At 40.1% G+C, this 22,713-nt stretch carries 28 protein-coding genes; 6 read left to right on the top strand and 22 right to left on the bottom strand.

Annotation, left to right across the window (positions count from 1 at the left end):
• Nucleotides 1–27 precede the first annotated feature (27 nt).
• Nucleotides 28–510 (top strand): hypothetical protein, encoded by a 483-nt coding sequence (locus AC4MDD_RS10000; protein WP_178928627.1) that lies wholly within the window; start codon nt 28–30, stop codon nt 508–510.
• A 301-nt stretch (nt 511–811) separates the two neighbouring features.
• On the opposite strand, the gene AC4MDD_RS09995 is transcribed toward AC4MDD_RS10000, so the two are convergent.
• The gene (locus AC4MDD_RS09995) at nt 812–1,507 is read right to left on the bottom strand and encodes a Crp/Fnr family transcriptional regulator (RefSeq protein WP_490450764.1); all 696 of its coding nucleotides are present in this window, start codon (nt 1,505–1,507) and stop codon (nt 812–814) included.
• A 117-nt stretch (nt 1,508–1,624) separates the two neighbouring features.
• Between AC4MDD_RS09995 and AC4MDD_RS09990 the strand changes: the two genes are divergently transcribed.
• Complete coding sequence (locus AC4MDD_RS09990; RefSeq protein ID WP_078390125.1) at nt 1,625–2,164, top strand: Mpo1 family 2-hydroxy fatty acid dioxygenase; 540 nt, start codon at nt 1,625–1,627, stop codon at nt 2,162–2,164.
• Between the two features lie 59 nt (nt 2,165–2,223).
• Here the strand turns inward: AC4MDD_RS09990 and AC4MDD_RS09985 are convergent, their stop codons facing one another.
• The 10 genes from AC4MDD_RS09985 to AC4MDD_RS09940 all read right to left on the bottom strand — a co-directional run bounded on the left by AC4MDD_RS09985 (nt 2,224) and on the right by AC4MDD_RS09940 (nt 12,243).
• Nucleotides 2,224–2,562 (bottom strand): hypothetical protein, encoded by a 339-nt coding sequence (locus tag AC4MDD_RS09985; RefSeq protein WP_078426512.1) that lies wholly within the window; start codon nt 2,560–2,562, stop codon nt 2,224–2,226.
• Between the two features lie 190 nt (nt 2,563–2,752).
• Complete coding sequence (gene ychF / locus AC4MDD_RS09980; RefSeq protein ID WP_004693442.1) at nt 2,753–3,844, bottom strand: redox-regulated ATPase YchF; 1,092 nt, start codon at nt 3,842–3,844, stop codon at nt 2,753–2,755.
• 145 nt (nt 3,845–3,989) lie between these two features.
• Complete coding sequence (locus tag AC4MDD_RS09975) at nt 3,990–4,700, bottom strand: haloacid dehalogenase type II (RefSeq protein ID WP_491881544.1); 711 nt, start codon at nt 4,698–4,700, stop codon at nt 3,990–3,992.
• Nucleotides 4,701–4,955: 255 nt separating this feature from the next.
• Entirely contained in the window at nt 4,956–5,615 is a 660-nt protein-coding gene (locus tag AC4MDD_RS09970; protein WP_004693438.1) for a methionine ABC transporter permease, read from the bottom strand.
• Nucleotides 5,596–6,666 carry a methionine ABC transporter ATP-binding protein gene (locus tag AC4MDD_RS09965; protein WP_491881543.1) on the bottom strand — a complete coding sequence of 357 codons (1,071 nt, stop codon included), beginning with the start codon at nt 6,664–6,666 and terminating at the stop codon, nt 5,596–5,598. The genes AC4MDD_RS09970 and AC4MDD_RS09965 overlap by 20 nt, the downstream gene beginning before the upstream one ends.
• A gap of 11 nt (nt 6,667–6,677) precedes the next feature.
• Nucleotides 6,678–7,514, bottom strand: a complete 837-nt coding sequence (locus tag AC4MDD_RS09960) for a MetQ/NlpA family ABC transporter substrate-binding protein (RefSeq protein WP_491881542.1) — start codon at nt 7,512–7,514, stop codon at nt 6,678–6,680.
• Between the two features lie 9 nt (nt 7,515–7,523).
• Nucleotides 7,524–8,366 (bottom strand): MetQ/NlpA family ABC transporter substrate-binding protein, encoded by an 843-nt coding sequence (locus AC4MDD_RS09955; RefSeq protein ID WP_491881541.1) that lies wholly within the window; start codon nt 8,364–8,366, stop codon nt 7,524–7,526.
• A gap of 22 nt (nt 8,367–8,388) precedes the next feature.
• Entirely contained in the window at nt 8,389–9,807 is a 1,419-nt protein-coding gene (locus AC4MDD_RS09950; RefSeq protein WP_491881540.1) for an LLM class flavin-dependent oxidoreductase, read from the bottom strand.
• Entirely contained in the window at nt 9,807–11,030 is a 1,224-nt protein-coding gene (locus AC4MDD_RS09945) for an SfnB family sulfur acquisition oxidoreductase (protein WP_491881539.1), read from the bottom strand. Before AC4MDD_RS09945 ends, AC4MDD_RS09950 begins: the two co-directional genes overlap by 1 nt.
• A gap of 10 nt (nt 11,031–11,040) precedes the next feature.
• On the bottom strand, nt 11,041–12,243 hold the full coding sequence (locus AC4MDD_RS09940) for an SfnB family sulfur acquisition oxidoreductase (RefSeq protein WP_491881538.1): 1,203 nt from the start codon (nt 12,241–12,243) through the stop codon (nt 11,041–11,043).
• A 380-nt stretch (nt 12,244–12,623) separates the two neighbouring features.
• Between AC4MDD_RS09940 and AC4MDD_RS09935 the strand changes: the two genes are divergently transcribed.
• Both AC4MDD_RS09935 and AC4MDD_RS09930 read left to right on the top strand, forming a co-directional pair.
• A complete protein-coding gene (locus AC4MDD_RS09935; RefSeq protein WP_491881537.1) occupies nt 12,624–13,388 on the top strand; it encodes a glutathione S-transferase family protein in 765 nt (254 codons plus the stop codon).
• 280 nt (nt 13,389–13,668) lie between these two features.
• The gene (locus AC4MDD_RS09930) at nt 13,669–14,139 is read left to right on the top strand and encodes an Lrp/AsnC family transcriptional regulator (protein ID WP_004693423.1); all 471 of its coding nucleotides are present in this window, start codon (nt 13,669–13,671) and stop codon (nt 14,137–14,139) included.
• A 378-nt stretch (nt 14,140–14,517) separates the two neighbouring features.
• On the opposite strand, the gene AC4MDD_RS09925 is transcribed toward AC4MDD_RS09930, so the two are convergent.
• Nucleotides 14,518–15,267 (bottom strand): YebC/PmpR family DNA-binding transcriptional regulator, encoded by a 750-nt coding sequence (locus AC4MDD_RS09925; protein ID WP_004693421.1) that lies wholly within the window; start codon nt 15,265–15,267, stop codon nt 14,518–14,520.
• 261 nt (nt 15,268–15,528) lie between these two features.
• Complete coding sequence (locus AC4MDD_RS09920; protein ID WP_490450753.1) at nt 15,529–16,101, bottom strand: 1-acyl-sn-glycerol-3-phosphate acyltransferase; 573 nt, start codon at nt 16,099–16,101, stop codon at nt 15,529–15,531.
• A 979-nt stretch (nt 16,102–17,080) separates the two neighbouring features.
• On the opposite strand from AC4MDD_RS09920, the gene AC4MDD_RS09915 reads away from it, so the two are divergent.
• Nucleotides 17,081–17,956 (top strand): IS982-like element ISAba825 family transposase, encoded by an 876-nt coding sequence (locus AC4MDD_RS09915; RefSeq protein ID WP_000102417.1) that lies wholly within the window; start codon nt 17,081–17,083, stop codon nt 17,954–17,956.
• Between the two features lie 58 nt (nt 17,957–18,014).
• Here AC4MDD_RS09915 and AC4MDD_RS09910 read toward each other — a convergent pair whose 3' ends face one another.
• The 8 genes from AC4MDD_RS09910 to AC4MDD_RS09875 all read right to left on the bottom strand — a co-directional run bounded on the left by AC4MDD_RS09910 (nt 18,015) and on the right by AC4MDD_RS09875 (nt 21,925).
• Nucleotides 18,015–18,278 (bottom strand): hypothetical protein, encoded by a 264-nt coding sequence (locus tag AC4MDD_RS09910; RefSeq protein WP_004693415.1) that lies wholly within the window; start codon nt 18,276–18,278, stop codon nt 18,015–18,017.
• Nucleotides 18,279–18,488 (bottom strand): hypothetical protein, encoded by a 210-nt coding sequence (locus AC4MDD_RS09905; protein WP_171263857.1) that lies wholly within the window; start codon nt 18,486–18,488, stop codon nt 18,279–18,281.
• On the bottom strand, nt 18,481–18,900 hold the full coding sequence (locus AC4MDD_RS09900; protein WP_491881536.1) for a DUF551 domain-containing protein: 420 nt from the start codon (nt 18,898–18,900) through the stop codon (nt 18,481–18,483). Before AC4MDD_RS09900 ends, AC4MDD_RS09905 begins: the two co-directional genes overlap by 8 nt.
• A 111-nt stretch (nt 18,901–19,011) precedes the next feature.
• Complete coding sequence (locus AC4MDD_RS09895; protein ID WP_491881535.1) at nt 19,012–19,689, bottom strand: 3'-5' exonuclease; 678 nt, start codon at nt 19,687–19,689, stop codon at nt 19,012–19,014.
• Nucleotides 19,690–19,701: 12 nt separating this feature from the next.
• Nucleotides 19,702–20,439 carry a hypothetical protein gene (locus tag AC4MDD_RS09890; RefSeq protein WP_491881534.1) on the bottom strand — a complete coding sequence of 246 codons (738 nt, stop codon included), beginning with the start codon at nt 20,437–20,439 and terminating at the stop codon, nt 19,702–19,704.
• A gap of 30 nt (nt 20,440–20,469) precedes the next feature.
• Nucleotides 20,470–21,144: a hypothetical protein gene (locus AC4MDD_RS09885; protein ID WP_058869364.1), complete on the bottom strand. Its 675-nt coding sequence runs from the start codon at nt 21,142–21,144 to the stop codon at nt 20,470–20,472.
• A gap of 44 nt (nt 21,145–21,188) precedes the next feature.
• Complete coding sequence (locus AC4MDD_RS09880; protein ID WP_394999286.1) at nt 21,189–21,497, bottom strand: hypothetical protein; 309 nt, start codon at nt 21,495–21,497, stop codon at nt 21,189–21,191.
• Nucleotides 21,497–21,925 (bottom strand): hypothetical protein, encoded by a 429-nt coding sequence (locus tag AC4MDD_RS09875; protein WP_491881533.1) that lies wholly within the window; start codon nt 21,923–21,925, stop codon nt 21,497–21,499. Before AC4MDD_RS09875 ends, AC4MDD_RS09880 begins: the two co-directional genes overlap by 1 nt.
• A 207-nt stretch (nt 21,926–22,132) precedes the next feature.
• On the opposite strand from AC4MDD_RS09875, the gene AC4MDD_RS09870 reads away from it, so the two are divergent.
• Nucleotides 22,133–22,372, top strand: coding sequence for a hypothetical protein (locus AC4MDD_RS09870; protein WP_131230200.1), 240 nt, complete (start codon nt 22,133–22,135; stop codon nt 22,370–22,372).
• Here AC4MDD_RS09870 and AC4MDD_RS09865 read toward each other — a convergent pair.
• Complete coding sequence (locus tag AC4MDD_RS09865; RefSeq protein WP_131230202.1) at nt 22,369–22,569, bottom strand: hypothetical protein; 201 nt, start codon at nt 22,567–22,569, stop codon at nt 22,369–22,371. The genes AC4MDD_RS09870 and AC4MDD_RS09865 overlap by 4 nt on opposite strands.
• Nucleotides 22,570–22,713: the final 144 nt, after the last annotated feature.

Below are 22,713 nucleotides of genomic sequence, written 5' to 3'. Positions count from 1 at the left end.
CCCAATTGTTTGTTGAGGCGTTTAACCATGTTGAAGCTCGAATTACGTACTTTAGGGCTGACTGCAATCATTGTAAGCAGTTTACTTTTGCAAGCTTGTGGGCAGTCAGAGCAAGCTCCTGAACAAAAAGTAGAAATTAAGGCTGCGCCAAAAATTACCAATGACGCGACGGAATATGCCCAGCGTGCTTGGGTGTTTATCAATGAAGTAGATGGCTTAGTCTATAACAAGCAACTGGATCAGATTGAAGCCAAAGTCCGTCATCCTGCACGTAAACTCAGTACGGACTGGCGTATCAATGTCAAAATGACAGACTCAGTGACCGAAGGGAAATACGCACTGTGTCGTAAGGCCTTGACCAGTTTAGAAGTGTGGGCACGTGAGACCTTAGACGGTTCTTCAACTGTTGCACAGAAACAGAGCGATTATGAACGTGATAAAGCACAATGTCGGGGCGCAATTGATAACCCAAGTTTAGGCAATACTGACCCTAAAAAAGTGGGTGTCTAAGACCTACATAGTGTGACCAAAAGCGAGTTTTTAAAACTCGCTTTTTTATGGTTAGAGCTTTAATGAAAAATATAATAAAAATAGTACATTACCCACTGCAGTAAAATATCGGAATTAAGTCGAATTTTAAGGGTTAATTTAAAAAATTAGTTGTTGTGATGTTTACATTAATTATTGGTCAAATGCTGCCACAGCAGTCCAAAGTCGTTGAGAAAAATAGTCAAGACGTTACGCCGTGTAGCAATATTTTTATACATCTTTTTTATATTGAATTGCGCTCTTAAGGAGCACGCTTGATTGTCTATTCTGAGCTATGTGCCATTTTATGCAGCATTGCAGGATCTAAAATCTTAATCTTTTTAAAAGCAATTGCCAGTATTCCTTGTTTTTCTAAGTTTTGAAGTTCTTGGTTGATGGTTTGGCGTGAACACATCAGCATTTGAGCCAGTTGCTCCTGTGATAAATGGATTTCATCATTGGTAATCGACAGATGGTTGCCATAACCGCTTAAAATAAACAGTAAGCGTTGAGCCAGTCGTTGACTGATATTTTGACTTTGGATTGCGATCAGTTCTAAAAAAGCGAGGCGTAACTTCTGTGAAGCAAGCTGTGCAATATGAAACCAAAATTCTGGGGTGGCTTGGATAAACGCCTCAACATCGCGTTTAGGCAGATGGAGCAGGGTGCTTTTTTGAATAGCAATCGCATCGTGCGAACGCGGTTGCTGATCTATTAACGAAATTTCTCCAAACCACATAATCGGTTCAGCGATTGCTGCAACGGCTTCTTTACCTTCAATGTCGACGTGACCTAAACGAATTGCGCCGTTCAAGACTGCATAGATGCCATCAAATAAATCTCCTGAGCGAAAAACAGCATGGTCTTTTGCAGCGTTAATATATTTGGCATGTTGCACAATATACTGTTGATAGGCGTGTGGTAGTTTGGCGAACCAATTGTTATTGAGTAATTGTTGTTGATGTTGAACTTCCAGCATTCCGCGTCCTTTCGTGATTGATCGAGCAACTTGTCAGGTCGACGACAACTTGATGGGCTGTTTTCCTTTAAAGTTATTCTATATCGTGATCAATATCATGCAATAAGGAAATACAGTATGAGTAAATTAGAAAAATTATTAAGTCAGTATGCAGCTTATCATCTTGATCATAAAAATATCGTGACCCACTTTGTGGGGATTCCGCTGATTGTGTTTTCAATTATGTGTTTAACCGCAAGAGCTGGCATGACTATTGGCAGTTTTGAAATTACCTTGGCGATGGTTTTGATATTAGCGAGTATTGTTTACTACTTAAGCTTAGATCGAATTTTTGGTGTGATCATGCTAGTGATCTATGCCATGGCTTATCCATTGGCGTATAAAATTGCACAGTTTGATTTGGGGCTTTGGTTAAGTCTCAGTATTGGTATTTTTCTTGTCGGCTGGGCGTTTCAGTTTGTCGGGCATTTCTATGAGAAGAAAAAACCAGCCTTTATGGATGATGTGATTGGCCTAGCCATTGGTCCACTATTTGTTTTGGCGGAAATGGTGTTTATGCTTGGTTTTAGAAAAGACATTGAACAACGCATGTTAGATGAAGCGCGTAAACAGCGTGCTGCAATGGATAATAAACATGTCTCTGTGACATCACATTAACTGAATTATTTTATCGATAAAAAAGCCAGTGAATTTCACTGGCTTTTTTTTATGCTGTTTTAAGATGTCTTCGCGACTTTATGTATATCTGGTTGAGCTTTGGGTGTATTCGGGTTTGAAGCATGAGCATCTTTATGGGATTTATTGGTCACATCATTGGCTTTCATTGAATCATGTTTCACCATTTTATCCTGTTTCATGGCTTGATCGTGTTTGGCCGTTTTGGCTTGTTTCATTGCCTGATCATGTTTCGTCACGTTCATGGTTGCGACGCACTTACCACCTTTATGATTTGCACCTGTACCACCCGACAGTGTTGCTCCTTGTGGGCATGCAAATGCTGTAGCGCTAAGCGTTGTGAATAAACCTGCTGCAATAAATGTGCTGATCTTTTTCATTTTCGTTTGTTCAATGAAGGCATTAGTGCCTGTGATTAAATTAGCGATAATGTAAAAGAATAGAAGTTAGAATATTGTGTGAGATCCAAACGGATCAGGTGTTCATATGTTATTTAATGCTATTTTTAAGCTTGATTTAAGCTTATAAAAAAACCCGATGGGTATCGGGTTTTTTTATACTCGGAACGACTTATACGTTAAAGCGGAAGTGTAGAACATCACCGTCTTGAACGATGTACGTTTTACCTTCTAAACGCCATTTACCTGCTTCTTTCGCGCCTGCTTCACCGTTGTATTGAACGAAATCGTTATAAGCAACACATTCAGCACGGATAAAGCCTTTTTCGAAGTCAGTGTGGATCACACCGGCCGCTTGTGGTGCGGTTGCACCCACTTTAACGGTCCAAGCACGAACTTCTTGTACACCTGCTGTGAAGTAAGTCTGTAAACCTAAAAGACCGTAGCCTGCGCGAATTACCACGTTTAGACCTGGCTCTTCCATGCCTAAAGCTTCAAGGAACTCAGCACGGTCTTCATCTTCAAGCAGTGAAATCTCGGCTTCGATTTGGTTGCAAAGCGGAACGACGATTGCATTTTCTTCAGCTGCAAGTTTTTTCACAGCATCTAAATGCGGGTTATTTTCAAAACCATCTTCTGCAACGTTCGCAATATACATGGTTGGTTTTAAAGTCATTAATCCAAAACCACGAACCAATTTACGTTCGTCATCATCTAGGTCAGCTGCACGAGCAGGTTTGCCTTCATCAAGTAAAGGTAAAATTTTGTCTAAAACCGCTTTGGTTGCAAGCGCTTCTTTGTCGCCACCTTTTGCAGATTTTGCTAAACGAGTCACTGCTTTTGTCACAGTTTCTAAGTCAGCAAGTGCAAGTTCCGTATTGATAGTTGCGATGTCATCAAGCGGGTCAATTTTACCGTTAACGTGAATGACGTTTTCATCTTCAAAACAACGTACAACGTGAGCAATCGCATCCGTTTCACGGATGTTTGCAAGAAATTGGTTCCCCAAGCCTTCACCTTTAGATGCACCCGCAACTAAACCTGCAATGTCTACAAATTCCATCGTCGTTGGAATCACACGTTGAGGTTTTACAATCGCTGTTAATTTGTCTAAACGTGGATCTGGTACAGGAACGATGCCTGTGTTTGGTTCAATGGTACAGAATGGGAAGTTTTCAGCAGCAATAGCAGCTTTAGTCAATGCATTGAAAAGTGTAGATTTACCAACGTTCGGCAAGCCGACAATACCGCAATTAAAACCCATGAAATAACTCACAACGTGTTATATAAAAATTGCCAGTGATTTTACATGAAAGCCATGACAAAGTCAGGTCTCAGGGGAGAAGAATCAAAGTTGTAAATCATGTTGTGGGCAGAACTTCCTCATTTAAGCCTTATGTATGAGCCTTTTAAGCCTTTTCTTTTAATAAAGAAACCAGATTTAAGAGGTCAGTTGCATGTAGATTATTGTCTATGCAAGGACTAGAGTCTTTCAATTGAGCTGCACCATATTCAAAGGGGCGTTCAATATAAGCTGTCCGTAGTCCACAGCCACGCGCTGCGGCAAGGTCATCTTGATGGGTGGCCACCATCATCACTTGCCTCGGTGCGACATTAAGTAAGTCTGCGACACCTAAATAGGTTTTGGGAGAGGGTTTGTAGGCTTTGAAATTTTCAGCAGAGAAAATAGTGTCCCAAGGCAATTTTGCGTACTTTGCCAGATCGACTAATAAGCGAAGGTTGCCATTTGAAAGGGTGCAAATAATATAATCTTGTTTTAATTGATTGAGTGCAGCGACTGTATCTGGCCAAGGGTTGAGACGATGCCAAATAAAGTTTAAATCATTCTTTTGTGCTTCGGACAGTGTAGATATTTGATATTTCACTAAAAGCTCATCCAAAATGAGACGGTGAATATCATCAATGGAGGTCCACGGCTGCTGACCTGACAAAACCTGATCCATTGCAGGTCGATAGCCTGCTCGCCAGTCTAATGCAAATTGGTTGGCATCGATGTTCAAGGCTAGACGTTCCACTTCTTGAACGATTGAAGAATGCCAGTCCACGACAGTTCCAAAGATGTCGAAAGCGAGTACTTTAATTTTAGGGGAATGATGCATATTGGGGTAGTTATTCTTATTTAGTCTTGAGTATACGTTATAGCTTATTCATTTTTATCTGTATATTAAGAGCTATATTTTCTATGTAAATTTGAACGAAAAACAATGTTGATTCAGTTGATTAGATTGCTGTCATAAATCAAAAGCGATTATAAATGAGTAGTGAACTTCATATTGAGACACCCTCCTTAGAAAAAGGAGGGGCTAAAAAACTTAAGTGGACAGTATAGAACTCTACTTTATGTGGAGATGGGATTAAACTTTCCTCTTATCGAGTTGATTTGCCAGATTGTCTCCAATTGCTTGCACGCACATCACCAAAATCACGAGCACGACAATCACGGCCAACATGATCTGCATATCAAAACGCTGATAACCATAACGATAGGCAATATCGCCTAAACCACCAGCACCAATTGCGCCTGCAATGGCAGAGGAGTTAATCATGGTCACAATGGTTACAGTAAAACCCGCGACAATTCCTGGTAGCGCCTCAGGTAACAACACATGCCAAATGATTTGAGTACGGTTACAGCCGATAGCTTGCGCAGCCTCAATCAGCCCTTGATCTACTTCGCGTAAACTGACTTCTGCAATTCGTGCAAAAAAGGGTGTTGCTGCTAAGGTTAAAGGGACAACTGCTGCCCAAACACCATAACTGGTGCCTACAATCCAACGTGTGAGTGGAATGAGGGCCACCATCAAAATCAGGAAGGGAACGGAACGGGTGATATTCACCAACCAGCCTAAGCTATGGTTAATACTTTTGGAAGGATAAATGCCATGCTCAGAGGTACTGACCAGAACCACTGCCATTGGCAGACCAATGAGTAAGGCAAAAAACGCAGATGCGCCGACCATGATTAAGGTGTCGATAGTGCCTGTCAGTAATAAATCAATGAGTTGGTCGTGCATAGCCCAGTACCTCTACATGTGTCACATGTGCTTTTAGTTTTTGTAGTAGTGATTGAATTTCTAAGCCCAGTGTGGGGACAGCAATAACCAATGTTCCAATTAAATGGTTTTGGATGGTGTCGACCTGACTTTGATACAAATGCACAGTTTGTGGGAAATGATCCAAAATATGTTTTAAGTCAGGGGGATGATGCGCATCTGACGTTGAGCGAATTTTGAAAATGGCATGTGTATCGAGCTGCGTAGGTTCAGCATTCAAGCGAAAGGGCAAATCGAGTTGTTCTAGATTCAGTAGTTCTTGGGTAATGCCTTGCTGTGGTTGAGAAAACACAGACCAAACTTCGCCTGATTCCACAATTTCACCGCCATCAATGACCACGACCTGATCGCATATTTCCCGAATCACTTGCATTTCATGGGTAATCAATACAATGGTAATACCCAACTTTTGATTAATCTCTTTGAGTAAGGACAGCACCACAGAGGTGCTTTCTGGATCAAGTGCAGATGTCGCTTCATCACAGAGTAAAATTTCAGGATGGTGGACCAATGCACGAGCAATGCCGACGCGCTGCTTTTGACCGCCAGACAGTTGTGATGGGTAATGCTGTGCCTTATCGCTTAGCCCGACCAATTGGAGAACTTCGTTGACACGTTGTTCGATGTCTTGCTTGGGATAATTGGCCACTTTGAGGGGTAGTGCAACATTTTCATAGACTGTTTTGGCAGACATTAAATTGAAATGCTGGAAAATCATACCAATGCGTTGGCGGAGCTGAATCAGCTCAGCGTGGTTCAATGCTGCCAAGTCTTGCTGATGAATATGAATATGACCTTCACTGATACTTTCTAAACCATTTAAGGTGCGGAGCAGGGAAGATTTACCTGCACCACTTTTGCCAATAATGCCAAACACTTTCCCTGTCGGGATGTCTAGGTCAATATTTTTGAGTGCATGTACAGTTTGACCTTGTACTGCATAATGTTTGTTTAAGTTACGAATTTTGATATGTGGAATTGAAAAATCCACATGAGAACCAAAGCTGACCATTCTTTTTCTCCTTATTTCCAGCCTTCAAACCACAGACCTTGGCCAAAATCACGATCTAAAATTTCTTGAACGTGTTTTGAGTTTTGGAATGCTTGCACAAAAGTCGCAAGTTTTTGGTTTTGATCTGGATAGTCTTTACGTGTCACAAATAAAATGGCGTATTTCTTGTCTATCGGATCAAGAAAAAGGGCATGATGCGGATCTGTGACCTTGGCCATTTTTAAATAATGCGGGAAGCCAAAAATTAAATCGGCATCATTAAACGCATGGGCAGTTTGTGGGCCTTCGACTTCAATAAACTGAAGCTGTTTAGGATTGCTCACAATATCTTTTACGGTAGACAGTTCATTGTTGATGTCTTTGAGCTGAATCAAACCTGCGCTATGTAGTAAAATTAGAGCACGTGCCGAGTTTACAGGGTCATTGGGGATGACCACACGTGCTTGAGTTGGTAGTGCATCTAAGGACTTATATTTTTTTGAATACAGTCCGACATGACTTCCTGTTCCTGTGGCGAATGCATGCAGATCATAATTTGTTTCGCGAATCGCATTGCGTAGAAAGACACTTTGCTGAAAAAAATTGGCATCAATGTCACCATTTTGCACAGCAACATTTGGCGCATGCCAGTCAGAGAATTCAACCAGTTTGACTTGAATGCCTTGCTTTTTTACATCTTCTGCCACGCTTTGCAGCAGTTCGGCATAAGGTGGGCTAATACCAATCGTTAAGACATCATCTTGTGCATGGCTTTTGCTATAGCGGTAACCCGCTAGAGCAAAAATTGCCACGATGATGCTTAAGCCAATCAGCCATTTTTTTCGATTTTGAGTGAAAGATTGCGTCATGGCTTATACTCACTTCCAACCTGGGAACCAAAGTTTTTCACCAATTTCACTATTCAAAGTCTGTTTAACTTTGTCTGATGTTTGATAAATCTTGATGAACTTTTCAAGTTGCGCGGCTTTCTCTGGATGTTGCTGTTGGTAGTCGTCACGCACCACAAATAAAATCGAATACAGGGTATTGGTGTTGTCATCTAAGATCAGTGCATCATTTGGGTCGATGGTTTTTGCAAGACGTAAATAATGTGGATAGCTAAAGACCAAGTCAGCATCATCAACGGCACGTGCAGTTTGTGGACCTTCAACTTCAATAAACTGGAGCTTTTTAGGATTGCTCACAATATCTTGCAGGTTGGATAGGTGATTGTTTGGATCTTTTAAGCTAATCAATTTAGCCTGTTGTAACAGTAAAAGCGCACGACCTTGATTCACTGGATCATTTGGAATAACTGTACGTGCATTTTCAGGAATCGCAGCAATCGAGTCATATTTTTTTGAATATAAACCGACGTGTGTGGTGACGCCTTTATCCAGTGCTTTTAGTTTAAATAGGGTTTCTTTGATAGCGTTATCTAAGAAGGGCTGATGCTGAAAATAGTTAGCATCAATATCACCATGGTTGAGCGTGATATTGGGGGTATTCCAATCCGAAAACTCGACCAGTTTGACGTTGATGCCTTGCTGTTTTGCTTCTTCCACAGCCACCTTTAATGGACTGGCAAAGGGTGGGCTGATCCCAATCACCAGTTCAGAGTTACTCGATTTTTTATGATAAGACCACGCCACCAGTGCAATGACGATGGCAGCGACAATTACCCCAATAACGGTAAATTTTGTTTTTGCAGTTTGAGCCATGATATTTCTCGTATTTTAAAATTTATGCGGTTTGTTTTTGCGGTGTTTTAGGATGAGAGCACGAGCTTTGACATCGATACTGCTGTACAGGGTGGTTTGCGGCCAGTCGGTCACCTTGAGCGAATAATTTGTGGCGTAAACTACCTGTTTCATAGGCGGTTTTATAACGGCTACGCTCTTGTAACTCTGGGATGACCCAACGAATAAAGTCTTGATGTGACTCTGGGGCAACGGTTCGTGTGAGATTAAAGCCATCTACGCCAGTTTCATCTAAGAGCTGAATGAGTTTTTCTGCTACAGTTTTTCCACTCCCGACAATCAGTGGATAGCGTCCACCGAGTACATGCTGGGCTTTTAAATCCGCTCGCGTAACTTTTTGCTCTTTAAATTTGTTATTGACCGAGGCAATGCTATTGGTTTGTTTATAAGGAATCGCTTCATCATCTGCAAACTGTGATAAATCTATTCCAACTGAACTTGAAAAATGTGCCAAACCTGCTTCTGGACTGGCATAGCGAATATATTCGGCGAGTTTTTCTTGTGCGAGTTTGTCCGTTTCTGCAGTCACTACACTAATGCCAACAAAGAGTTTAATGGCTTGTTCATCACGCCCATGGCTTAATGCAAGCGCACGAATCTTATCGACTTGCTGTTTCAGTTTTTCAGGCGTGTCAGCACCAATAAACATGGCTTCAGCATGTTGAGTTGCGAAGGCTAAGCCTTTACTTGAAGCGCCCGCTTGATAAAGTACAGGTGTCCGCTGTATAGATGGGGAAACCTGAAAAATGCCCTGACTTTGGAAGAATTTGCCTTGATGCTGTATGGCATGAACTTTTGAAGGATCGGTAAAGACACGGTTTAATTTATCTTTTTGTATGGCATCGTCTTCCCAAGAACCTTCCCAAAATTTATAGCAAAGTTCGATAAACTCTTCAGCTTGTTCATAACGCAAGTCGTGATCTTTTAAACCTTTTTGACCAATTAACCGTTCTGCGCTGTCTAAGTAACCCGTGACAATGTTCCACCCAATACGACCGTTTGTTAGATGGTCGAGGCTCGCAAAGCGTCGTGCAAATTGGTAAGGCGACTCATAGCTCAAATTTACAGTGACGCCAAAACCTAAGTGCTGTGTAACGGCAGCCATAGCAGAAACGAGTGTACTTGGGTCATGGCTTGGAAGCTGAATTGACTCTTTTAGGGTTAAATCCAGACCGTTTTGATAAACATCGTAGACACCCGTAATGTCGGCGATAAACAACCCATCAAATAAACCTTGCTCTAAAGTTTGCGCCAAATCGGTCCAATAGCTGAGTTCATTAAAACGATGTGACTCATCGCGTGGGTGTGTCCACAAACCGTGATTGATATGACCTACGCTATTCATATCAAAGGCATTCAGGATGATTTGCTTCGACTTGTTATTTTGAGATGATAATGTCATTACAATGTCCCTCTGCGTGGCGGAAGTACACCATTAAGAAGATAATTGGCAATGAAGTAATATTTCCAACGTGACGCATCATGTAGCGTGTGAACACGTGCATTACGCCAAAAGCGGTCTAGGCCATCTTCACGCTGACTACCACGACTGCCTGCCAGTTCAATCAATTTCGAAGCGGCTTTTAATGCGGTTTCTGTACTGTGTGCACGAACTTTCGCTACATCCAGTGATGCTTTAGCAATGTTTTCTATGGTTGGATAAGGACGTGCTGCATCGATTGAGCGAGCCGCTTGTTTGAGTAAGACTTCACTGGCACGAACATCGGCAATTACTCGTCCCAGTTCAAACTGTGTTAGAGGATCATCGGTTGCCTGTTCAACAGCAGAGTCAATCCACGGACGAGCCTGACGCACACGAACCAGTGTTTCCTCAAAAGCAGCACGCGCGATGCCTGTTTCAATGGCAGCATGCATAATTTGAGCAAAAGGCCCAACCAGAGTCGGTCTAGAAAAAGCGGTATCGAAAGGAACAATATCTTCAGCATCTACAGCGACATGATTGAATTTGACTGTACCGCTGCCTGTGGTACGTTGACCAAAACCCGACCAATCATCAATCAGTTCGAGTCCTTGGCTACTCCGTGGGATAAAGACCAGAAACTCTTTGTCATCGGCATCTTTGACTAAAGTGGGGATGCGGTCTGCAAACAGACTACCTGTGCAATAAAACTTTTCACCATTGACCACATAGCCTTGTTCAGTTTGGCTGAGTGCAGTTTGTTTTTGTGTTGTATTTTTAGTTTTAAACTCTGCCAAGGCATTACCAAAGCGTGCCCCTCTGAGCACTTCTGCATAGAGTTTACGCTTTTGTTGTTCAGTACCGTTGTTACGTAAAACCTCTAAGGCATAGAAATGGTTCTGGGGAATTTGTCCAATCGAACCATCTACACCACTTATTAATGCGATAATTTGCGCGACCGTATAACTGGAAACATCTGCGCCCCCGAATTCCTTCGGAACAGTAATAGCCCAAAGCCCAGATTGGCTATAGGCTTCGATTTCCTCAAAAGGCAAAATTCGTTCAGCATCGCGTTGGATGGCCTGATGTTTAAACTGCTCAGCTAAATTTTTGGCAATCTCTAAGGCTTCGGCATCGCTTTGAATAATATGTGCATATGCCGCGTTTTGGGATTGAAGTGGAAGAATAGGTTGAAATGAAGTCATAACGTTCTCCTTAAATCCAAGCGTGGCGAGCAGGGAAAGTGTTGTTCAAATAATAGTTACCCAGTGCATGCAGCTTCCAGCGGATCGGGTCGTGTAAGGTATGCACACGTGCATTGCGCCAATGTTGATCTAAATTATGTTGGCTTAGGCTCGAACGACTGCCGCCAAGCTCTAGGAGTTTTTCAGAAATTTGTAGTGCAGCATCGTTAGCATAGACCTTCGCTTCGGCGACTAAAATAGAGGCTTTAGCTGCTTGTTCGGTACTGACAACGCTCAGTTGGTCGAGCTCATCTAAATATTCAGCAGCTTCATCGAGCAGTAGGATAGCGGCATCTAACAGGACAGCGGATTTGCCGACTTCTTGTAAGATGTAATGTTCAAAACTGGCTTTCTCAACTTGTGCATCGACAATCGGTCGGGCTTTTTTAACTGCTGACAAAGTATCTTCAAATGCAGCTTCTGCAATACCGACATCAATCGCAACTTGCATTAACTGCGAGAAAGCACCACGATAATTGACGTCTTCAACCAGTTTCCGCTCATCAAAAATAAGTAGTGGATCGACTTCAACCCGTTGTAATTTTACTGTGCCGCTTGAAGTTGTACGCTGACCAAAACCGTTCCAGTTATCGATGACTTCAATGCCTTGTGCTGTGGCATCAACAAGCGTCAGTACCACATATCCTTCAGGGTGAATGGCTTTAATAGCTAACCAATGGGCAAAGCTACTGCCTGTAGAGTAGAACTTTTCACCATCGACATAATAACGACCATTTTCAATGTTTAATGCTGTACTCAGAGTTTTAGTGTCTTTGGTATTTCGTTCAGGGCCGCCATTGGCAAGGCGTTTACCGTTTAATATTTCATTAAAAATAAACTGTTTTTGTTGTTCGCTGCCCAAGATATCAATCATGTTGAGCAGCGCAATTTGGTTTTGTGGAATTTGACCGACACTTGAGTCGGCTTTATTAATAATGCGAAAAACCTGAGCTAAGGTTTTGTTGGAAACAAATGCGCCTCCAAAAGCTTGAGGAATACGAATACCGCCTAATCCTTTTTGGCTAAATAACTCGACTTCAGCAAAAGGAAGCTGACGGTTCTGATCACGTTGATCCCGACCTTCTAAGGCAAAGTCAGCGACATGATAGGCTGCATTAATCGCATCCTGATCATTTTGTATCACGTGAATATTTTTAGAGAGTGTATGAGACATAAAAGCACCTTTACTTAATGCCTATACGCTACTTGGGATTGCTTGAATGATTAAATGAAGGATTTTGAATTACTTAGCAGCTAAAAAGTTAAAAATAAAATATGCTAAGTTTAATCATTTAGATAATATGTTAAGCATTTGAAAAATAAGGAATAACTAATTTAACGAAGGGGTGAATAGTATGATTAAAGCCTTGCTTATCAAGATTTGAGATATTGTAGAGAAAAAAACGTATAAATTTGATAAAGGCTATTGAAAATTTTCTAGGCAGTTTTGAGTAAAAAGTACATTGTAAATCCTAAATACAGTGACTAAAGTATCCAACTGAAATAGATGGCTTTTCTGAAAAGCCAAAATAGAAAAATAAATGTGGAGCATTTATGAGAACTTTATACCAGTTTCCTTTATCTCATTTTTGTGAGAAAGCTCGCTGGTTGCTCGATCATAAAGAGCTAGATTTTGTCGCACAAAATGTGGTGCCTGGCGTTCATCGGGCTTTTGCACAGTTAAAGACAGGGCAAAATAAATTGCCTATTCTGCGTGATCAAGACAAATGGGTCGCTGATACCACCGAGATTGCGTTATATCTGGATGAGCGTTATCCAGAACATCGACTGTTACGTAATGAAGCACAGCTTCGTAAAGAAGCTTTAGATGTTAATGCGTTAGCCAACGACTTGGGATTGCATGTCCGTCGTTGGGGGTTGGCCCATGCATTGTCCGATAACGATCAATCGCTACAGATTATGTTGGGTGAAAAGGGCTATTTACGTAAATTTGAAAAATACACCAAACCTTTAATGAAAACTTTGATGTCGAAAGGCTATGAGTTGAATGCAGAGAAAATAGAGCATTCCAAAGCCGAAATGCAGCGTTTAATTGGAGTATTGAATGAGAAGTTAATTGCTAATCATGGACGTTACTTTGTCGGGGATCGTTTAGGTTTGGCGGATATTGCTGTATGTTCGATGTTAGCACCTGTGCTGGAAATTAAAGGGACACCTTGGGAAAAAGATCATGAGGAAAGTCTATCTGAAGAATTTAGTGCTTATAAAACCTATTTAACCAATTTACCTTTGGGGCAGTATGTTTTAAGAGTCTATCAAACCGAGCGCAATGCTCGAGTCGACTGGCGCGGCGTTTAAGATAAGCTCAAGTCAAACAAGGCAAAGGTGATGTGTGATAGAGACAGCCTTTGCCTTTCTTGTATTTTCAATATCATGATTTATAGAAGCTGAATAGAAATTTTCTCAGTTGATTTGCAACTTTGTAAAAGATCATGGCACTCTTTGTCTAAAAAAGCTGATATCTTTTTATTAATCTGAAAATATATGAAAAAAAACTGCAAATAAGCTTTATCTTTCATTTGAAATGCTTAATATGAAATAAACACCTATAAACATAAGTTGTCATGAGAGTTAAATAATGGAATTAGATCGTTTTGATAAGCAAATTTTAGAAATTTTAAGTAATGAAGATATCAATCTAAACGAATTATCAGAGCGTATTAATCTATCGGTTAGTTCAGTACATCGTCGTATTAAGCACCTCATTGATAACGACATTATGACCAAAGTTAAGCGTGATATTAATTATCAAAAGCTCGGTTTTAGTCTACATGTTTTGCTACAAGTATCTTTGAGTAAACATGATACCGACACTTTTTCCAAGTTCTTGGAAGAGCTAGAAAATATTCCTGAAGTAACCAATGCCTTTTTAGTGACAGGGCAGTCGGCAGACTTTATTGTTGAAGTTGTGGCAAGAGATATGGAAAACTATAGTGATATTTTACTCAAACGCATTGGTAAAATCGAACATGTGGTGGCACTGCACTCAAGCTTTGTGATTAAAGAATATAACGTTTTTAACTGTAGTGGTTTGTTGAGCAAAGTCTAAGTCACGCTGAACTTGTATGAGTCTAATGAGTAGTAGGCTTCCTACTTTCAAAAGTTTGCATATTATCAGCCATAATTTTAGCCCTAGTACCAGAAGAGCACATGAGCTGTATGTTAGAGGTGCTACAGCAGGATGATGTTACTATTCAATTGGTCGTGAAAAACGCTCCGTGGTAAAGTTTTCTGATCTTTCGTGATCGCTTGTTGGAAAATCAAAAATTAGTGGCGGCGTGTAACCAACTAAAGCAAGACAGCCAACATTTAATGATGGATGAATATCGATTTTAAAAAGCCAAATTTATTGAAAGTGTATTCAATCAGCCATAAAAAATGCGCTCTCAAAGTTATGTTTGAGAACGCATTTTTATAAAGCAGTAGATTAAGCGTCTAATTCTGCCAATACTGCGTCAGAGAATTCAACGTTGGTATATACGTTTTGTACGTCATCTAAATCTTCAAGCATATCAATCATTTTCATAATCTTTTTGGCTTGATCGATATCGGTGATTTCGGCTTTAGTTGAAGGGCTCATGACCACTTCAGCATTGTCCGATTTTAAACCTGCAGCAGTTAAAGCATCTTGTACATCACCAAAAGATTCAGGTGTAGTAATGACTAAGATTTCATCTTCATCCACTTCGATATCTTCAGCACCGGCTTCAAGTGCCACGTCCATGATTTGATCTTCTAAAGATACATCTTCAAAAGTGATCTCACCACGTTTTGTGAACAAGAAAGCAACTGAACCATTTGTGCCTAAGTTACCATCTGTTTTTGAGAAACAGTGGCGGACATCTGGTACAGTACGGTTTAAGTTGTCAGTCATAGTTTCTACAATAACTGCAACTCCACCAACACCATAACCTTCGTAGGTAATTTCTTTTAAATCATCGTTATCTTCACCACCAGCACCACGTTGGATTGCCCGGTTGATGACGTCACGTGTCATATTCACAGAAAGTGCTTTTTCTACAACTGCACGAAGACGTGGGTTGCTTGCAGCATCACCACCGCCAAGCTTTGCAGCAGTTGTTAATTCACGAATAAATTTGGTAAAAAGTTTACCACGGCTAGCATCTTGTTTTGCTTTACGATGCTTAATATTGGCCCACTTGGAATGACCCGCCATGCGAAATATGCTCCTTGTAGATTGGCTTTGTGCCTATCAAATTGTGCAAATTCTACCATAAGCACTTTTTTATGCGAAAGTAGGTGTTTTTCTGAAAATAGCCTGAACAAACAAAAAAAGAATTAAAATTGTTTGAAATAAAGCCAGTTATTTAAAATTTACCCTGTGAGGCAGTTCACTTTAAAAATTAACTGTTGGGAAACACCTACAGAGACCTAAAAGAATAGCGTCTTCACATTCTTTTAGGTTAATTAAACGACCTTATTGTGCAGCAGTTTTAGGTTCTGGAATCTCAATATCTAAACCAACATGCTCTTTATAAAGTGCTTTAATAAGCGCTAAGTCATGATCTAGGTCTGTTGGGTAGATTTTTCCAAAAATACCACCTTGCTTGGTTTTTGAGTTCGCGTACATCAGCACAATAGGCACATTTGCTGCTTTAGCAATATGCCAAAACCCAGTACGAATAGGTTTACGTACTTCACCTGATTTGGCACGTGTCGCTTCAGGTGCAATGACTAAATTGAATTTTTCATTTTGGCTAAAGTGTTCAACCATTTGAGACACAATGTCTTTATTTGACTTACGATCGACCGCGATACCACCAATGGCTTCGAGTATGGGCTTCATTGGCCCTTTGAATAATTCTTTTTTAATCAGGGTATGGATTTTCATATCGTAGATTTGAAAAATTGCCAGTGACAAGACAGCATCCAACATAGAAGTATGTTCAAATCCAATAATGACTTGCTTGTCTTCCAAAACGTTTGGTTCTACATGATATTTCCAGCCTGCGAGTTTAAACGCAGACTCACCAATGAATTTTTTTAACATGAGCATAAAAATACAAGTGTTTTTTAAAGAGGCTAATGTCTGCTTGTTTGCGGTTTGAGTCAAGTCCTACTTGGTTGTACTTGCCACTTTTATGAATCGGCTTGAATCCTAAGTAGTTGAACAAGGTGAGGGTAGAAATGGAGCATTAAGATGTTTTAAATCTAATCAAATAGAAAATAAATATGGTGAAAATGAAAATACTACTATTCATAATCGAAATGACGGATTAGACTTTGGTCTAAGATTAAAGTGTGCATTTTCACACTTTAACTTTGGTTTAACAAAGTTCAGGATTGTTAAAATGGCTTATCTTTCGACTTTTGTATGTGCAATAATTCTCTTTATTTTGGTTGTTTTATGGTCAATTGTTGAGTTTTTCATTGAGTCACGAAAAAAAAAAGAAGCCAGTATTTAGTTTTTATCCAATTTAATTAAATTTTATTATTCTAGTATTTATAAGTGCTTTTGAGTCTTAGTATGTAACTCAAAGATCGTGAAAGACCTGATATGTCAGTTTGATGATGTAAATTTCCCTGATTGTTTGGATAGTGTACAACCATGTATGAAAAAGCTTGTCTTTTGAAAAAATCTTCGCTAGTATTCATTTCGCCTGAACTTGTTGATATATAACAAATTCAGCATATTAGGGCCTATAGCTCAGTTGGTTAGAGCAGCGGACTCATAATTCTAAATTCTCCTATAAAATTCGCAATTCCATACAATATTTCGCAATATCCTGCATCTTAAATAATCCTCAAACACCTATATTTACAGCATATTGCAATATCTGACTATCTATTACGATCTACGGAAATAGCTCTAGCGTCTACAATGAGTCTACTTGTGGTTCCAATTTGTAGACTCTAAGTAGACTTACTAAAATATAAAATCATATACGCCAATCTCAACTTTTTAAGTCATTGAAATAAAAAGGACATAACCTCATTTTAAATCCGTCTATGAAAATAAAATTACAGTTATGTCCACTGAAGAATTTATCATCATTGTCTATTTAATCATAGAGGAAATTTACCCAACTATAGTCTCTGAACCATTAAGAAAACGTGGTTTTCCACCTGCTTTAACCGATATTGAAATTATCACAATGCAAATTGTTGGTGAGTGTCTCAAAATGGATACGGATAAAAGCATATGGATGTTTTTTAAAAACAATTACTTAAGTTGGTTCCCTCATTTAGGTTCATATCCTAACTTTTGTAAGCATTGTGCAAACTTATGGCAAGTTCATCAAAAAATCACAGCCCAATTAACTGCACATTATGGTCAGGATCATATTCATTTTATTGATGGATTTCCTATACCTGTTTGTCGTTATAGTCGAGCAAAAAGACACAAGAATTTCAAAGAACATGCAGGTTTTAGTTATTGTGCTGCACAACAAGAGAAATACTATGGTTTTAAAGGGCATCTTGTAATTAATTTGGAGGGTATGATTACTGGCTATACTTTCGCTCCAGCAAATGTAGATGAGCGTGATGTTGCACCAGAAATCACAGAAAATATTCATGGGTTACTAGGTGCAGATAAAGGTTACTTAAGACCCAGCTTGAAAGAATACTATAAATTTCAGTATGTTGATCTACAAACTCCTTTAAGAAAGAATATGCCGGACTCTAGATCTCAAGAATCAATGAGGTTGCTTATGAGAGCACGAAGGAAAATTGAAACGGTCATTGGTCAATTAACTGATCGCTTTAATATTCAAAAAGTAAGGGCAAGAGATTTATGGCACTTATCGCATCGTTTTATCAGAAAGATTTTGTCACATACGGTCTGCGTCGTTATGAATAAAAAATGTGGTTATTCGCCGATTCAATTTGAAAAGCTTATTTAAAGTTGAGATTGGCGTAAAATCATATTCAAAAATAAAGCCCTCAACTGAGGGCTTTTTATTAGGCTGTGTGTTGGAGCCGGTTGCTGTCCATAAATTCTAAAACATCACTTTTTCGGTAGAGTACTGTTTTAGCTGTCGGTTTTGAAAAGGGGATTCCACCACCTTCACATCTTTTCTTTTGCAGCCAAGCCAGTGAAATATGAAAGGTTAGTGCAATGGCTTCGGGTGGAAAATCCGCTTCAGGCGGAGCATTGCGAAAATCTTTAATGACGGCCTTTTTTTCGCATGCAGACATTTTATCGATTTTAGTTAAACGAGCCATTTAAGATACCTCCTTCTTAATATCAATTAACTCAAACGGTAATTTGGTGTCCAAGCCCTTGCATTCATCTTTATATCCAAAACTTACAAGGATGTGATAAAGGGCAGAGGCTTGCTCCGCCGTGAATGTCTTGGTTGTGCCTGATTGACCTATAACAAGTGGTGCGAATTCTTCAGCAAGGTCTTGGGCGATGTGTTGGAGGTTAGTCATGGGTTTGCTCCTGTGCTTCGATCGCTTCAGGTAGGGGCATCCAATGGGTCACATTTTCAAAAATACTTGCTGCACCATTAATCCAAAAACCTTCTTCAAAAAAAACACCATACTCATTTTTGCAGGACTCAAGATATTCAGCCACGCAGGTTTCGAAACCATCGCAACTCAGCACACTTTGATTAAACCCTGGTAGCTTATCCTTAACTGAAATCCACTCAGGCACCGCTTGGGCTGTAGCTGCTTGATTGAATCCATAAAGCGCGCCATTTACCCATGCCGCCAATCCAACAGGCATACCGTTATTCTTCTCAACATAACAACCCAAGTGCTCGTCAAAGTTAAGATACTCGAGCTTCTCCTCAACATATTTAAGCTTCTCAAATTCAGCTTTTAATTTTTTAATATCCATCACACTCTCCTGAGCAAACATCTGCGCAAAATCCTGATTTATTATTAAAATTGCGCAAATAATTGCTCGAAATATTCATTTAACCGCGTTTCACATATATGCGAATTTCCATCACTCCACCTCAATTGCTTTACGTAGGTAAGGATCTAAGTCATCTTGACGTAGCAACCAAGTCACGTAACTTGGATCAAGGTCTTTAATTGCTGTGCCTTTATGCTTTCCAAAAGTTATGTACTTCGGTATACGGGCAGTTTCTGACATGATGAAAAGTGAATTCATGTCTTTAATTCCAAGCTGCTCTACTAATGTTTTTAGAATTACACCAGTGAAATAGATGTCTGCTTTAGCATTGTGGGCATGTCGAAGGTGTTTTCGTGCAAGCTCCAAATCATCCATAACGTGGTAGTACGTAGCGCCTAGTGTGTGGGGCAGGTCGGGCCATACCATGCGACATAAAGCCAACGTGCAAATACCTTTGACAGTGAAGTCTGGCTGGCATTTCTGAATAGCTTTAATGTCATAATCAATATTGTGTCCAATCAGGTATTGAACACCTTGAGGCATCCTGAAGGTGTCAAAGCTTGGCTTTTCAGCAATATCAGTTTCAAGAATGTGGTGCGTTGCTAAAGCACCCAGAGCGATAGGCTCAGGGCATGAGAAGTACTCATCAAAAACTTCCCCTTGGTTGATTACCAACACCCCTTGCTCAAAAGAGCAAGGTGCGTAAGCAATCTCAATTGGGTAACCATTCAGGTCGTGAGTTTCTGTGTCTAAAATCAATGCATTCATAGCCAATTAACCTCAGTACGGAAAATCATCTTGCTGGTTGGCACCTAATACTGGTGGCACATCATTGTAATAACCATCAAACCCTCCTTGGTTGTAACCATTGTTCTGGTTAAAACCCTGGTTACTTCCACCATAACCACCACCATTATTTTGTTGGTAGCCACCACCATTGTTGTTTTTAGGCTTACGTGTCGTGATAGGGTTAGACATAAGCGAAGCAAGTGATTTTGGTAGTGCTTCAGGTGTAGTTTTACGTTCAATAATTTCCTTGGCCATCAACTCACTTTGAGCGTGAAAACAAGAGAAGAAATTCATCTGGTGTTTCCATTCACCGTTGTCATTTTGGTAGTTTTCACGCTGCAGAAGAAAACCAATACGCTGGTTAGCCACTTCAGGGGCTACTACACAATTTTTAGTAATACGCTCTTTAGCGTCAAAGTCATATTTCTCTAAAGGTGCATTTGTTGGTGTTAGACCACGAGCCCCTACACAAGCGAGCAGAGCATTAATTTTGTGAACTCCACCCAATGGAGTACCGTCTTTTTTCTCGGTCCAAATAGAAAATGAAGCAGATTCTTTATTGTCTGTTTCAAATTCAATTTCAAAACCAGTTGTACCTGATTTCGCTGTGATAAATTCCATATGCTTAATCACACCAACATATTTACCAGCTTCTTCAATACGTAGACTGCTGTCTGCTTGCTTTGCTGAGTCAGGGTTAAAGCCAAATTGTTTGTATTGCTGATTCATGAGTGTTACTCCAAGTTTAAATTTAGGTTATTAAGCAGATTGGTCTTGTGTTTGAATTTGAGGGTTTGGGATGCCATAGAATTCGCAAATCGCCACATCCACATGGTTTAAATCGTTTTCAATATGGTCAGTTTCAAACAAGCCATCAGGGGACTTAACAGTCGAATTTCCATTGTTTTTAGTCTGGAATACGTATTGACCATTAATCACCGCAGTCTGAAGGCAAGTGGTTACCATGCCCTCAAGAGTGATTTTCTCGTCTAGCATCTTCCCAATAGTTTTGATCTTGGTTTTACCCTGAGCGTCTTCTTCGGTATGACTTAAAAGGTATACGCGCTTATGGTCATGGGCATTAATTGCTGCGTTGAACACATCCCATGCATTGCGGCCGATCTCGGTGAACTTATCAAAGCTCTTTTCAGAACTGCGACGCATGAACTCATTCGCCATAACATACTGAAAGTCATCAATAATAATGATTGGGCGCTTAGATCCATTAATTACATTAATGATGAATTGAGGATTATCAGAGACCAAAATTGAACCCTGCTTGTTTTCAGGTGTGATGTATTTCCAATTAGGTGAACGAAACGGTAACGGCTTTTTGATTACTTGAATTAACAGCACATTTCGCGGGTCCAAGTTTCTTAGGCTTGTAGATTTGCCAGTACCAGACTGGCCAAGGATTAAAGTTGCAATACTCATTATTCATTACTCACTATTCATTATTTAAAGGGGAGGATTGGTTGCTATCGAGCACCAACCCAACCTACGCGACGCTTATACTCACGCCGTTCACGAAGTGGAATATGTGTACGTTGTAGGGCGATTGCTAAGTTCTTCTTACGCTGGAAAGCTCGTTCACGTTCAAAGTTTTCACGGATCCAAGGCTTGGAAACATGAACCTCAAGCGTGATTAGCTGTTCGGTACCATCTTTATTGACCACATAGATATGGCGACCTTTTTCAAAGTATGTTGAATGGCCTAGACGCATACGGATGTTGCCTTCGTCATCTTGGCTGATGAACTCAGAAAACTTTTGAGTAGAAGTAGTCATTAGCCTGCCTCCACTAAACGATGTTTTTCGATATAGCCTTTGATGAGGGCATTGAAGTTCTGATGGTCGATGTGGTTTGTGAAATCGCTGTATGGATTGCCTAGGGCATCTGAAACGGTCACTTCATCAAGGCTGGTTACGTCGACAGCGGTGAATTCGCTACCCGGTACGCCGTAGCTGTCTTTAAATGCTTCAACTTCAAAACGTGCAGTAACACGGAAACCATCTAAACGAATAATCGCTTCGCCGTGGTTATCACCAGTCATGCGTAATGCAAGAAGCTGATATTCAGAAGGGGCTACGTTGGCAACGATAGGTTGTGCAGCCTTAGGCTCAGGATTGAATGCGAAAGCGAGTGCACCCATTGTTACAGCAGTTACACCAAGAGATATCTTGATGGTATTGAAAGGGGATAAGGTTTTGTTCATAATTGATCTCGCAATTTGCAAAAGCGCATTAGATTTCTCAGGTCGGTGCGCTTTTTTAATGTCTGTGAGATAAAATATACCTGTGGGGTAAAATAAAGTAAATACCTGCAAGGTAAAATTATTAAAAATATTTTTACTAAATTGGTAAATTGAGATTAAATAGACAAAAGAAAACCCACCGCTGGGGTGGGTTGGGTGGAGTTTGTTATGAGTAATAAATCAAAAAAAGAAGCTAGATTGAAGCTTTTAAGTCCAAATGATCGTGACTTTAGCAACAAAGATATAAATCAGCGGATTGCTGACATTAATGCTGTAGATGAATTTATTAATATTAAAAAAGTTAAAAAAATCACAGTACATGTTTGTGAAAGCAAGGTGCCTCAATTTGAGAAGCACATGGCTAAGTTTTTTAAAAAGCATGGATATAAAGCTAATATTAGTGACTAGTCTACTAATTTTTGCCATATACCTGGATCACTTGTTTGCTCATCATAACCCCTTTCGATTTGCTTCAAGGATTCCAAGTATACATGGACCCATAATTCTGCATCAGTGATATCAAAAGCACTTTCATTCTTAGATCGTTCATTAATCACAGCTTTGGTTAACTCAATAGCCAAAGCCTCTTTTGTTTCTTGTCTCATTCACATCTCCACCCGATCTGTTCTAAAGGGCTGCGTCGGGTTCGCAGTTTAAAAAATCATTGAAACCCAGCAAAGGGTTACGACTGCACAGAGTAGCCCTAATTTTATATAGTCAAATTTATTCATCTTAAATTCGCCTTATCA

It is taken from the genome of Acinetobacter sp. CAU_H_29a_1 (assembly GCF_058599505.1).
This window is presented reverse-complemented; position numbering and strand designations above follow the sequence as displayed.